This is a genomic window from Mesorhizobium sp. WSM1386 (genome assembly GCF_055901595.1).
In genome coordinates this window covers 881561-894352 of the sequence record NZ_CM148373.1, presented here as the reverse complement: position 1 = coordinate 894352, position 12792 = coordinate 881561, and the positions used below count along the sequence as shown (strand labels likewise).

The following is a 12792-nucleotide window of genomic DNA, read 5'->3' as shown; positions in this document are numbered from 1 at the left end:
GAGAAGTGTTACCTATGTATCCGGTTCAAAGTGTTACCTATCTATCGGCTGGACATGCCAAAGCTGGAAGCCGCCCCCGCATCATGCTAACCCACCCTTCATGGCACAGAAGAAAGCTTTCGAGGTCGATACCTGGCTCGCGCGACCTGATCCGCGCGTCTCAATCGTCCTGCTTTACGGCCCCGATCGCGGCCTCGTTTCCGAGCGTGCGAAAGCCTTTGCCGCAAGGACCGGCCTGCCGCTCGACGATCCCTTCTCGGTGGTCAGGCTCGAGGGCTCGGAGGTCGATCGCGACGAGGGTCGGCTGCTCGACGAGGCCCGCACCGTGCCGATGTTTTCCGACCGGCGCCTGCTCTGGGTGCGCAATGCCAGCGGCCAGAAGGCGCTGGCCGACGATGTCAAGGCGCTGGCGGCGGAGCCCGCGCGTGACGCGATCATCCTCATCGAGGCCGGCGATTTGAAAAAAGGCGTCGGGCTGCGTGCCGTGGTCGAAGGCGCCGACATTGCTATGGCGCTGCCATGCTACGCTGATGAGGCGCGCGACATCGATACGGTCATCGACGACGAGCTGCGCAAGGCCGGCATGTCGATGACGCTGGAGGCGAGGCAGGCGCTGCGCCGCAATCTCGGCGGCGACCGGCTGGCCTCGCGCGGCGAGATCGAGAAGCTTATTCTTTACGCCCATGGCCAGAAGGAAATCGGGCTCGAAGAGGTGCGGGCCATGTCCGGCGACGTGTCGGGCGCCTCGTTCGACGACGCGGTCGACGCGCTGCTCGAAGGCAAGGTCGGCGACTTCGACACCGCCTTCACCCGTCACTGCCAGTCCGGCGGGCCACCTTTCCTGGTGCTGTCCTCGGCCATGCGCCAGCTGCAGCAGATCCAGGTGATGCGTGGCCAGATGGAGCAAGGCGGCCGCAATGCGGCCTCGGTCGTCGCCGGCGCCCGCCCGCCGGTTTTCTTCTCGCGGCGCAAGCTGGTCGAGAAGGCGCTGGAGCGCTGGAGCAGCGACGCGCTTGGCCGTGCACTAACCCGGCTGCAGACGGCAGTATTGCAGACGCGCCGGCGGCCGGATTTGTCGGTGGCGCTGGCAAGACAGGCGTTGCTGGGGATTGCGGTGGAGAGCGCGAGGCTGGGGCAGCGCGGCTAATCTCCCCCCTCGAGGGGGAGATGTCGCCGAAGGCGACAGAGGGGGTCGGCGCGACCGGACGCCGACCTCTTCTTCCCCTTCAACAGGACGCCGGCGCTTGATGGAGACGACCCCCTCTGGCCTGCCGGCCATCTCCCCTCAAGGAGGGAGATTGGCAGCCTCGCCGATTTCGCCAATCATCGACGCTGAAAAAGAGAAGGGCTGGCAACGCCAGCCCACGCCGAATCCCGAAGGTAATTCGCCGGCTAACTACCGCTCCTGCTTCAACCGCCGGCACAGCTCGTCCAGCTGCTCCAGCGACCTATAGGAAACCCTTAACTCGCCGCCCTTGCCCTTGTGGTCGATGGCCACGATCATGCCGAGCGTGTCGGTCATCAGCTTTTCCAGCGCCAGCGTGTCGGTGTCCTTTTCCGGCGCACCCTGCGGCTGCTTCGGCTTGGCCGGCGTGGGACCGACCGGCATCTGCGCCAACGCCTCGGCCTGGCGCACCGAAAGGCCCTCTTCGACGATGCGCTTGGCCAGACCAGCCGGATCCTCCGCGGTGACCAACGTACGGGCATGACCCGCCGACAGCGCGCCGTCGACCAGCATGTCGCGGATCACATCCGGCAGCTTCAGCAGCCGCAGCGTGTTGGCGACGTGGCTGCGGCTCTTGCCGATGACATTGCCGAGATCGGCCTGGGTGTAGCCGTGCTCGTCGATCAGCTGCTGGTAGCCCTGCGCTTCCTCGACCGCGTTGAGGTCGGCGCGCTGGACGTTCTCGATGATCGCAAGCTCGAGCGCGGTGCGGTCGTTGACCTCGCGGATGATGACCGGGATCTCCGTCAGACCGGCGCGCTGCGCCGCCCGCCAGCGCCGCTCGCCGGCGATGATCTCGTAGCGGCCAGCCTGCGTCGGCGACGGCCGCGCCACCACCGGCTGCACCACGCCATGTTCGCGGATCGACTGGGCGAGATCGGTCAACTCGGCATCGCCAAAATGCCGGCGCGGATTTTTCGGGTTCGGGCTGATGAACTCGATCGGCACCTTGCCATCGGCGCTCATGCCGGGCTTTTCGGGTGCCGCCGGCCGGTCGATTTCGCCGATCAGTGCAGCCAGCCCACGGCCCAGTCTCTTTCTCGAAAGGTCTTCGCTCATCTCTATCCCAAGTCTTCTTTATTCAAGGTCGCAAGATCGTTTCGGTATCGAATCGGCTGTTAATCCTGCATCGGCTCTAATCAAGCGGCGCGCAATTTGCGCTCGCGACGGATCACTTCCGAGGCCAGTTGCAGATAGGCCTGGCTGCCGGAGCACTTCAAATCATAAAGGATCGCCGGTTTGCCGTAGGACGGCGCCTCCGACACCCGCACATTGCGCGGAATGATGGTCTCATAGACTTTGTCGCCCATATGCTGCCGCACGTCCTGAACCACTTGGTTGGCGAGATTGTTGCGGCCGTCATACATGGTCAGCACGATGCCCTGGATGGTGAGGTCCGGATTGATCGAGCGGCGGACCTGCTCGACGGTTTCCAGCAACTGGCTGAGGCCTTCGAGCGCGAAGAACTCGCATTGCAGCGGCACGAGAACAGAATCGGCTGCGGCCATTGAATTCAAAGTCAAAAGATTGAGTGACGGCGGGCAGTCGATCAGCACATAGCCGAACGGCGCTCCGCGCTCGGTCGCTGCGCGCAGCGCGTTGCGCAGTTTGAGCACCCGGTCGGGCGCCGATGCGATCTCCATCTCAATGCCGAGCAGGTCGAGCGTCGACGGCACGATCGACAGGCCAGGCACCGCGGTCGGGATTGCCGCTTCTTCCAGCTCCAGCTCGCCGGTCAGCACGTCATAGGACGACACCGTCCGGTCCTTGCGGTCGATGCCGAGACCGGTGCTGGCGTTGCCTTGCGGATCTAGGTCGACGATCAGCACTTTTTCGCCGATCGCCGCCAGCGCGGTGGCAAGGTTGATGGCGGTGGTGGTCTTGCCGACGCCGCCCTTCTGGTTGGCTACGGTGATGATTCGGGGGCCGTTCTTCATCATGGATTTATGCCAGAAATTCATTTTTCGGGTCGCCAATGGCTCGACAAGTCTAGATCAGACAGGTCGCAGGTCGGACAGTTCGAGGATGACGCCATGCGGGTCGGTCACACTGGGATGTTCTACCAGATCGAAGGCCCATCGGTTAACGCTTTCTTGCACTTCGGCGCGATAATCCCGGCCTTTGTGGAACAGGCCGCGCGCGCCTGTCGTCAGCCAGGGCGCCGACAGATCCAGCAGCGTCGGCAGCGAGGCCAAGGCCCGCGCCGTGACGATTTGCGGTGCCGAAACAAGCGCATGGCTTTCGTCGATGCGGCGCGCCACGACCCGGGCCGGCAGGCTGAACTGACCAACCACGGCCTGCAGGAACGACGCTTTTTTGCGGTTGCTTTCCACAAGGTCGATGCTGGCGCCGTCGCGCTCGGCAAGCAGGAAAGCCATCACGAGGCCGGGAAATCCGCCGCCCGAGCCGATGTCGACCCAGCGCTTGGCATCAGGCTCCAACCGCGCCAGCTGCGCGCTGTCCAGGATATGACGCTGCCAGACGTCGCCGGATGTCGACTGCGCCACGAGATTGATGCTGCGGTTCCATTTCTGGAACATCTCTTCGAACGCCACCAGGCGATCGAATGTTTCACGTGAAACCGGACCGGCCGCGTCCTGCAGGCTCTCTAGTGAGCTCACGCAACAACTCTTCGTTCGCTCTGCGGCCTCTGTGCAGCCTCATGGTGCCGGACATGGGCCACAATGATCGCCAGCGCCGCCGGCGTCATACCTTCCATGCGCTGCGCGTCGGCAATGGAACGCGGCCGCCGCGCCTGCATCTTCTGCTTCAATTCATTGGACAGGCCAGGCACGCCGGCAAAATCGACGGTCTCCGGGATCAGCCGGCTCTCCTCATGGCGGATCTGCGCAACATCGGTCTTCTGCCGGTCGAGATAGACAGAATATTTCGCCTCCGTTTCGAGACGCTCCGCCGTCTTGGCGTCGATTCCACCAAATCCTGGCTCGACCCTGGCCAGCCAGGCCACATCGACATCGGGATAGGCCAGCAGCTCATAGCCGGACCGGCGCACACCATCCCTGTTGATCTCCAACCCGTGCCGCGCCGCCTCATTGGGGGTCATCGTCAGCGCCGTCGCCAGCGCCCGCGCCTCATCGAGCCGCCGCATGGCGTCGCCGTACCGCTGCATCCGTTGCGCCGAGGCGATCCCCAGCTTTGCAGCGAGAGGCGTCAGCCGCTCATCCGCATTGTCGGCGCGCAGCGACAGCCGGAATTCGGCGCGCGAGGTGAACATCCGGTAGGGTTCGCTGATGCCGCGGCTGGTTAGATCATCGACCATAACGCCGATATAGGCCTCGGTGCGGCTGAGCACGATCTGCTCGCCGCCCGATGCGCGCCGCGCCGCGTTGAGCCCCGCAAGCAAGCCTTGGCCCGCGGCTTCCTCATATCCGGTTGTGCCATTGATCTGTCCGGCCAGGAACAGCCCGGCGACACGCTTCGTCTCCAACGTCTGATTGAGCTCGCGCGGATCGACATGATCATATTCGATGGCATAGCCGGGCTGCAGCATCACAGCCCGCTCCAGCCCGGGAATGGTCTTCAGGATGTCGAGCTGCACATCCTCCGGCAGCGAGGTCGAAATGCCGTTGGGATAAACCGTGTCGTCGTCGAGCCCTTCCGGCTCGAGGAAGATCTGGTGGCCGTCGCGGTCACCGAACTTGACGATCTTGTCCTCGATCGACGGGCAATAGCGTGGCCCCACGCCCTCGATCGAGCCGGAATACATGGCGGAGCGACCGAGATTGGCACGGATCAACTCATGCGTGGCCGTGGTCGTGCGGGTGATGCCGCAATCGATCTGCGGCGTCTCGATACGATCGGTCATCAGCGAGAACGGCACGGGATCCTCGTCCGCCGCCTGGCTTTCCAGCGACGCCCAATCGATAGTCTTCCCGTCCAGCCGCGGCGGCGTGCCGGTCTTCAGGCGGCCGAGCGCGAAGCCCGCACGGCTCATCGTCGCCGACAGGCCAAGGCTCGCCTGCTCGTTCATGCGGCCGGCGACAATCTTCTTCTCCCCGATGTGAATGAGCCCGCGCAGGAAGGTGCCCGTCGTCAGCACCACGGCGCCGCAGGCAAGTCGCCTTCCATTGGCCAGGAGCACAGCGGCGATCCGTCCCTCTTCGATCTCGAAGTCGAGCACTTCGGCCTCGATCACGTCGAGATCGTTCTGCTGCCGAATCGCTTCCTGCATGGCGAGGCGATAGAGCTTCCTGTCGGCCTGCGTGCGCGGCCCGCGCACCGCCGGGCCCTTGCGGCGGTTGAGCAGGCGGAATTGGATGCCGGCAGCATCCGCAACCCGGCCCATCAGCCCGTCCATGGCGTCGATCTCGCGGACGAGATGGCCCTTGCCGAGCCCGCCGATCGCTGGGTTGCAAGACATCACGCCGATCGTGGCGAAGCGCAGTGTCACCAGCGCCGTGCGGGCGCCGGCGCGCGCGGCAGCACTGGCCGCCTCGCAACCCGCATGGCCGCCACCCACCACAACCACATCATAGTGATCGGTCATTTCCAAATCCTGGACTCGAATAGAATGCAGGGACACATGTGCCCGCAAGATCAAGCTGTCAAGAAAACTTCGCGGCTAGTTTCACGTGAAACAGGAGTGGAATGCACGTCCGGCGATGTTTCACGTGAATCATGGCTGTTGCACCTGTCCACGTGAGTCACAGCCGGGACCTTCCCCAACTTCGTCATCCACGGGCGGAGCAGCCGCGAAGCGGCGTCGCGGAGACCCGAGGATCCATGCCGGACTTCGAAGTGTTGCCACGTTGCTGAATTCTGCTCCGCTGCACCCCGCAAGAAAGGTCGCGGCATGGATCCTCGGGTCTGCGCTGCGTCGCTGCGCTCCTTCCTCCGCCCGTGGATGACGAAGACAGGAGGGCTTCCGCTAACATCTCGGCGCATACCCGACCAAGCAATTGTTTCACGTGAGTCATTTTCCGATGCAGAACTGCGAGAAGATAACGTCGAGCATATCCTCAACGTCGATGGCGCCGACAATCCGGCCCAGCCGATCGGCGGCCAACCGCAGCTCCTCGGCACGCAGCTCCTGGCCGGCAACGCCACTGTCGATGGCGCGAACCAGATGCCGCTTCGCTTCGTCGAGCAATTCGACATGGCGCAGCCGCGACGGCAGGACATCGCCAACGTTCCCAGCCGCATCCGCGGCGCGCCGGCCGATCTCCGTCAGCAACGCATCGACTCCGGCCCCATTCATAACGGAAATGACGAAGTCATACCGGCGGCCCGCTTCCGCGGACGCTTGGGCGCCCAACAAATCTAGCTTGGTTCCGACGCGTAATGCCGGGATGGTCGCGGACAACGGCCCGATATCCCCGGGGTCTGCTACGTCTTCCAACACCAGCAGGAGATCGGCGCGGTCGGCCTTCGCCCTCGCCCTTTCAATGCCGATCGCCTCGACCTTCCCTGGCGTATCCCGCAACCCGGCCGTATCCGTCAGCCGGACGCGCAGCCCTCCGAGATCCAGCGCCACTTCCAGCAGATCCCGCGTCGTGCCAGGCTCATCCGTTACAATAGCGGCATCCCGCCGCGCCAAGGCGTTGAACAGGCTCGACTTGCCGGCATTGGGCGCACCGAGAATGACGACCTCGAACCCATCGCGAATGATCTCAGCGGCATGGAATCCGGCAATGTGCCGATCGATCTCGTCGATCATTACCCGCACATCAGACCAAACCGTATCCGAAACGGAACCGGGCACGTCGTCCTCGTCGGCAAAGTCGATTTCGGCTTCGATCATGGCCCGCGCATGGATCAGCCGCCTACGCCACCCAAGGTAGAGCTCGCTCTGCACGCCCTCGGCGTTGCGGATGGCAAAGCGGCGCTGCGCCTCGGTCTCGGCGTTGACCAGATCGGCAAGTGCCTCGGTCTCGACCAGGTCGACCTTGCCGTTCAGGAAGGCGCGGCGCGTGAATTCACCGGGTTCTGCGTACCTCACGCCGTCAAAACCGGCGATCGTCTGCAGCATTCCAGCGACAACAGCGCGCCCGCCATGGACATGGAATTCGGCGACGTCCTCGCCGGTGAAGCTGGCCGGGCCAGGGAAGAAGACGACCAGTCCGTTGTCCAGCACGGTTCCATCAGGCGCCTTGAACGTGCGCAGGGTCGCCGCGCGCGCCTTAACCATGCCGCCGGCGATCGTTTCGACAACGAATCGAGTCTGCGGACCTGAAATGCGCAGCACCGCGACGCCGGCCGGCAACCGGCCACTCGACAGTGCAATGATGGAATCGCCTGAAATCATTTGCCCGCTTTGTTGAACCGCCCTAGCTTCCGCCACACGTTGAGTTTGCCCCGAGTTGCCTGTCGTGACATTGCCCGCGAAAAACCTGCTTGCCGACGAAGCCAGTCCCTATCTGCAGCAGCATAGCGGCAATCCCGTCCATTGGCGGGCCTGGTCGCCGGCTTCGCTCGAAGAGGCAAAGGCCCTGGACAGACCGATCCTGCTCTCCGTCGGCTATGCCGCCTGCCACTGGTGCCATGTCATGGCCCATGAAAGCTTCGAGAATGACGACGTCGCCGCCGTCATGAACCGTCTGTTCGTCAATATCAAGGTCGACCGGGAGGAGCGTCCCGACATCGACCAGATCTACATGGCGGCCTTGTCCTCCATGGGTGAGCAAGGCGGCTGGCCGCTGACCATGTTCCTGACGCCGGACGGCAAGCCGTTCTGGGGCGGCACCTATTTTCCGCGTCAGGCGCGCTATGGCCGTCCGGGCTTCATCCAGGTGATGGAGGCCGTCGACAAGGCCTGGCGCGAGAAGCGGGCAAGCCTGCACCAGAGCGCCGATGGCTTGACCTCCCATGTCGAGGCGCGGCTTTCCGGCACGCATTCCAGGGCGGTTCTCGATCGCGGCACGCTGTCCGAACTCGCCGGCCGCATCGACGGCATGATCGACCGCGATCTCGGCGGCCTGCGCGGCGCACCGAAATTCCCCAATGCCCCATTCATGCTCACCCTTTGGCTATCCTGGCTGCGCGACGGCAATTCCGCCCACCGCGAGGACGTGCTCGTCAGCCTCGAACAGATGTTGGCCGGCGGCATCTACGATCATATCGGCGGCGGGCTCAGCCGCTACTCGACCGACGCGGAATGGCTGGTGCCGCATTTCGAGAAGATGCTCTACGACAATGCGGAATTGATCCGCTTCTGCAACTGGGCCTTTGCCGCATCCGGCAATGATTTGTTCCGGCTACGAATCGAAGACACCGTCGACTGGCTGCTGCGCGAAATGCGCGTTGACGGCGGCGCCTTTGCCGCCAGCCTCGATGCCGACAGCGATGGCGAGGAAGGGCTGTTCTACACCTGGAGCAGGGACGAGATAGAAGCCGCCCTCGGCGAAGATTCCGCCTTGTTTTTCAAACATTTCACCCTTTCCAGCCCGCCGGCCTGGGAAGGCAAGCCAATCATCCACCAAACCAGCGATCAGCAGTCCGAGAGCGTGGCCGATCGTGAACAGCTCATCCCGCTCAAGGCGAGGCTTCTCGCCGTGCGCGAAGGGCGCGTCAGGCCAGGCCTCGACGCAAAAACGCTCACCGACTGGAACGGCCTGATGATTGCGGCGCTGGCCGAGGCCGGCCGCTCGCTGGCGCGGCCCGACTGGATCGATGCCGCAGCAAAAGCCTTCGCCCATATCAGCGCCGCCAGCCGCGACGACCGCTTGCCGCATTCGATGCTCGGCGCCCGGAAATTGTTCCCGGCTCTGTCGAGCGATTATGCCGCCATGACCAATGCCGCGATCTCGCTGTTCGAGGCGTCTGGCGATTGGACCTATATCGACCAGGCCGGACGGTTCGTCGAACAGCTCGACCTCTGGCATGCCGATGCCTCGGGAACAGGCTATTATCTGACCGCTTCGGACAGCACAGACGTGCCGATACGCATCAGGGGCGACGTCGACGAAGCCATTTCATCAGCCACCAGCCAGATCATCGAGGCGCTGGTCCGGCTCGCCTCCGTCACAGGCGATCTCGACCTGCAGGAGCGGGCCTGGACGATCGCCGAGCATGCCGCCGGCCGCGCCGAGCACCAGGCCTATGGCCAGGCGGGCATCATCAATGCCTGCGCGCTTGCGCTCGAACCGCTAAAATTGGTCATCGTGGACGCGCCGGAGGGGCCAGCGCTCGTTCCGGTGGCGAATCGAAGCCCTGACCCTAGACGTGTGGATATCGTCGTGCCGATTGGTACGGCAGCGAATCGACCCTTGCTGCCGGGTGGTATCCTGCCACCGACCAACAGGCCCGGCGCCTGGCTGTGCACAGGCCAGGTCTGCCTTCCCGCCGTGACTGATCAGGGTGAGTTGGAAGGATTATTGCGGCGATAGCGCTCACCCTCCCCCTTGTGGGGAGGGTCGGCTCATGATCGAGCGAAGCGTAGAGCATGAGACGGGGTGGGGGTGCTCGTAAAGCGCTACCTTGGCGCAGACCCCCACCCCGCTCCGCTTCGCGGATCGACCCTCCCCACAAGGGGGAGGGTGAGCTGAACTACGTATTCATCGAATCGAAGAAATCGGCGTTGGTCTTGGTCTGCTTCAGCTTGTCGATGAGGAACTCGATCGCGTCGGTGGTTCCCATCGGCGCCAGGATGCGGCGCAGCACGAAGATCTTCTGCAGGTCGGCGCGCGGCACCAGCAGGTCCTCCTTGCGGGTACCGGACTTGAGGATGTCCATGGCCGGGTAGATGCGCTTGTCGGCCACCTTGCGGTCGAGCTGGATTTCGCAGTTGCCGGTGCCCTTGAACTCTTCGAAGATGACTTCGTCCATGCGGCTGCCGGTGTCGATCAGCGCCGTGGCGATGATGGTCAGCGAGCCGCCTTCCTCGATGTTGCGGGCCGCGCCGAAGAAGCGCTTCGGCCGCTGCAGGGCGTTGGCGTCGACACCGCCGGTCAGCACCTTGCCGGAGGACGGCACCACGGTGTTGTAGGCGCGGCCGAGGCGGGTGATGGAATCGAGCAGGATGACGACGTCGCGGCCATGTTCGACCAGGCGCTTGGCCTTCTCGATCACCATCTCGGCGACCTGCACGTGGCGCACCGCCGGCTCGTCGAAGGTCGAGGAGATCACCTCGCCCTTCACCGAGCGCTGCATGTCGGTCACTTCCTCCGGCCGCTCGTCGATCAGAAGCACGATCAGATAGCATTCCGGATGGTTGGCGGTGATCGAGTGGGCGATGTTCTGCATCAGCACCGTCTTGCCGGTGCGCGGCTGCGCGTTGATCAGCGCACGCTGTCCCTTGCCGATCGGCGCCACCAGGTCGATCACCCGCGACGAGATGTCCTTGCTGGTCGGGTTGTCGATCTCCATCTTCAGCCGCTTGGTCGGATAGAGCGGCGTCAGATTGTCGAAGTGGATCTTGTGGCGGATCTTTTCGGGATCGTCGAAATTGATCGTGTTGACCTTGAGCAGCGCGAAATAGCGCTCGCCCTCCTTCGGGCTGCGGATCGGCCCTTCGACGGTGTCGCCGGTCTTCAATGAAAAGCGGCGGATCTGCGAGGGCGAGATGTAGATATCGTCGGGACCGGGCAGATAATTGGCATTGGCGGAGCGCAGGAAACCGAAGCCGTCCTGCAGCACCTCGACCACGCCGTCACCGATGATCTCGATCTCCTGGGCGGCCAGTTTCTTCAGGATGGAGAACATCAGCTCCTGCTTGCGCATGACGCTGGCGTTTTCCACCTCGAGCGATTCGGCATAAGCGATCAGCTCTGGCGGTTTCTTGTTCTTGAACTCTGCGAGTTTCATTTCTTGCATAGACGGACTCTGAATCTGCTTTGGGGGAAAAATATATCGGCGGGATGCGACAAATGCCGGGCGCGGCCGAAAACAGTGGGGGCGGCGCATGACGGGAAGGAAGACCCGTCTTTTATCGTCGGTCGGGTGAAAGAGCAAGCTGCGTTTTACGCGACCGATGGAGGCCTAGAACGGCTTGACGACAACCAGGATTACGATTGCAATCATAAGCAATGTGGGGATCTCGTTGATCATCCGCCAGTGCTTCGCGGACTTTTCGTTGGCATCCTCGGCGAATTTCCGCACCGCGCCGGCCAGATAGCCGTGAACGGCGGACAACAGCAGCACGAAACCGATCTTGGCGTGCAGCCAGCCGCCCTGGAAACCAAAGCCTTTCCAGGCAAGCCACAGGCCGAACATCCAGGTCGCGATCATAGCCGGATTGATGATGCCGCGCAGCAGGCGCCGCTCCATCACCTTGAAGGTCTCCGACTGCACCGAGCCCTTCTCGGCATCGGCGTGATAGACGAGCAGCCGCGGCAAATAGAGCATGCCGGCCATCCAGGAAATGACGGCCAGGATATGGATCGCCTTCGCCCACGGATAGAAACCGTCGGGTACAACGAAAAACAAAAGCGCCGTCAGCACGATCAGCGCGGCGATACCGACGGTCATGCGTATCATCGCCTGGCCGGTGCTGCTGCCACTGTTGGTCATATTGCCTGGATTGTTCATCTCTTTTGGCCGAGCCATCAGCGTGTCGCGCTCCTCACCAGTTTCACCATCGCCTCGACATGCGCCACCGGCGTCTCCGGCGTGATGCCATGGCCGAGATTGAAGATCAGCGGTCCATCCCCCAACGCCTTCAGGATAGCCGCGACGCCATCGGATAGTGCCTTGCCCCCTGCCACCAGCCGCAAGGGATCGAGATTGCCCTGGACGGCACCGGAGCGCTGCAAGTCCTTTGCCGCCGCCAGGGGCACGGTCCAGTCGATCCCCAGCCCCGTCACACCGGTCTTCTCGCGATAGCTCTGGTAGCGGGCGCCGGCGCCCTTGGGAAAACCTATGACCGGCACATCGGGATGGACAGCTCTTACCTGCCTGACGATCTCGGCCACCGGCTGAACACAGAACTGTTCGAAGGAGGCATCGTCGAGCACGCCCGACCAGGAATCGAATATCTGCACCACGTCCGCACCCGCTTCGATCTGGCGGATGAGATAGGCGGCGGAATAATCGGCCAGCACCTTCAGCAGCCGTCTGAACGCCACCGGCTCGCGGTAAGCAAACAGCCGCGCCGGCGCCTGGTCCGGCGTGCCGTGGCCGGCGATCATGTAGGTCGCCACCGTCCACGGCGCGCCGCAGAAGCCGATCAGTGTCGTCTCGTCAGGCAATCTTGCCCGCAAGCGGCGAACCGTCTCGTAAACCGGTTCGAGATTCACGTGAAACACATCGCTTTCGAGAGCCAAAATCTCCGCTGCCGAGATCGGCGTCAAAAGCGGTCCTCTGCCCTCCTCGAAGCGCACGTCACGGCCAAGTGCATGCGGAACGACAAGGATGTCCGAGAACAGGATCGAGGCATCGAAGCCGAAGCGTTCGATCGGCTGCAGCGTCACTTCGACCGCAAGGTCGGGGTCGTAGCAGAGGTCGAGGAACGAACCGGCCCGGCGGCGCGTTTCACGGTACTCCGGCAGATAACGACCGGCCTGGCGCATCATCCAGAGTGGTGGAGGAAAAATCGCCTTGCCCTTCAGGACATCCAGCATGATCCGGTTCTGGGGCATCGAGCGCTCGCTTCTCCAAGCCTCTTTCTAATC

The 12792-nt window shown here is 63.4% G+C and carries 10 protein-coding genes; 2 read left to right on the top strand and 8 right to left on the bottom strand.

Annotated elements, in window-relative coordinates; all coding sequences use genetic code 11:
- Positions 1–100 precede the first annotated feature (100 nt).
- The gene (gene holA, locus AC0NIH_RS04265) at positions 101–1147 is read left to right on the top strand and encodes a DNA polymerase III subunit delta (protein WP_473466340.1); all 1047 of its coding nucleotides are present in this window, start codon (positions 101–103) and stop codon (positions 1145–1147) included.
- A gap of 249 nt (positions 1148–1396) precedes the next feature.
- On the opposite strand, the gene AC0NIH_RS04260 is transcribed toward holA, so the two are convergent.
- The 5 genes from AC0NIH_RS04260 to mnmE form a co-directional block, all read right to left on the bottom strand.
- Positions 1397–2284 (bottom strand): ParB/RepB/Spo0J family partition protein, encoded by an 888-nt coding sequence (locus AC0NIH_RS04260; protein WP_473466343.1) that lies wholly within the window; start codon positions 2282–2284, stop codon positions 1397–1399.
- Positions 2285–2364: 80 nt separating this feature from the next.
- Positions 2365–3165, bottom strand: coding sequence for a ParA family protein (locus AC0NIH_RS04255; RefSeq protein ID WP_083833341.1), 801 nt, complete (start codon positions 3163–3165; stop codon positions 2365–2367).
- Positions 3166–3219: 54 nt separating this feature from the next.
- Positions 3220–3846, bottom strand: a complete 627-nt coding sequence (rsmG, locus tag AC0NIH_RS04250) for a 16S rRNA (guanine(527)-N(7))-methyltransferase RsmG (protein ID WP_286438057.1) — start codon at positions 3844–3846, stop codon at positions 3220–3222.
- Positions 3843–5732 (bottom strand): tRNA uridine-5-carboxymethylaminomethyl(34) synthesis enzyme MnmG, encoded by a 1890-nt coding sequence (gene mnmG, locus AC0NIH_RS04245; protein WP_473466346.1) that lies wholly within the window; start codon positions 5730–5732, stop codon positions 3843–3845. The genes rsmG and mnmG overlap by 4 nt, the downstream gene beginning before the upstream one ends.
- A gap of 426 nt (positions 5733–6158) precedes the next feature.
- The gene (gene mnmE / locus AC0NIH_RS04240; protein ID WP_473466348.1) at positions 6159–7490 is read right to left on the bottom strand and encodes a tRNA uridine-5-carboxymethylaminomethyl(34) synthesis GTPase MnmE; all 1332 of its coding nucleotides are present in this window, start codon (positions 7488–7490) and stop codon (positions 6159–6161) included.
- 64 nt (positions 7491–7554) lie between these two features.
- Here mnmE and AC0NIH_RS04235 point away from each other — a divergent pair, with 64 nt between their 5' ends.
- The gene (locus AC0NIH_RS04235; RefSeq protein WP_473466350.1) at positions 7555–9570 is read left to right on the top strand and encodes a thioredoxin domain-containing protein; all 2016 of its coding nucleotides are present in this window, start codon (positions 7555–7557) and stop codon (positions 9568–9570) included.
- Positions 9571–9730: 160 nt separating this feature from the next.
- On the opposite strand, the gene rho is transcribed toward AC0NIH_RS04235, so the two are convergent.
- From rho to hemE, 3 genes are all read right to left on the bottom strand, one after another.
- A complete protein-coding gene (rho, locus tag AC0NIH_RS04230; protein WP_031250451.1) occupies positions 9731–10996 on the bottom strand; it encodes a transcription termination factor Rho in 1266 nt (421 codons plus the stop codon).
- Between the two features lie 165 nt (positions 10997–11161).
- A complete protein-coding gene (hemJ, locus tag AC0NIH_RS04225; protein WP_473466353.1) occupies positions 11162–11728 on the bottom strand; it encodes a protoporphyrinogen oxidase HemJ in 567 nt (188 codons plus the stop codon).
- Positions 11728–12759, bottom strand: coding sequence for a uroporphyrinogen decarboxylase (gene hemE, locus AC0NIH_RS04220; protein ID WP_473466356.1), 1032 nt, complete (start codon positions 12757–12759; stop codon positions 11728–11730). Before hemE ends, hemJ begins: the two co-directional genes overlap by 1 nt.
- Positions 12760–12792 lie beyond the last annotated feature (33 nt).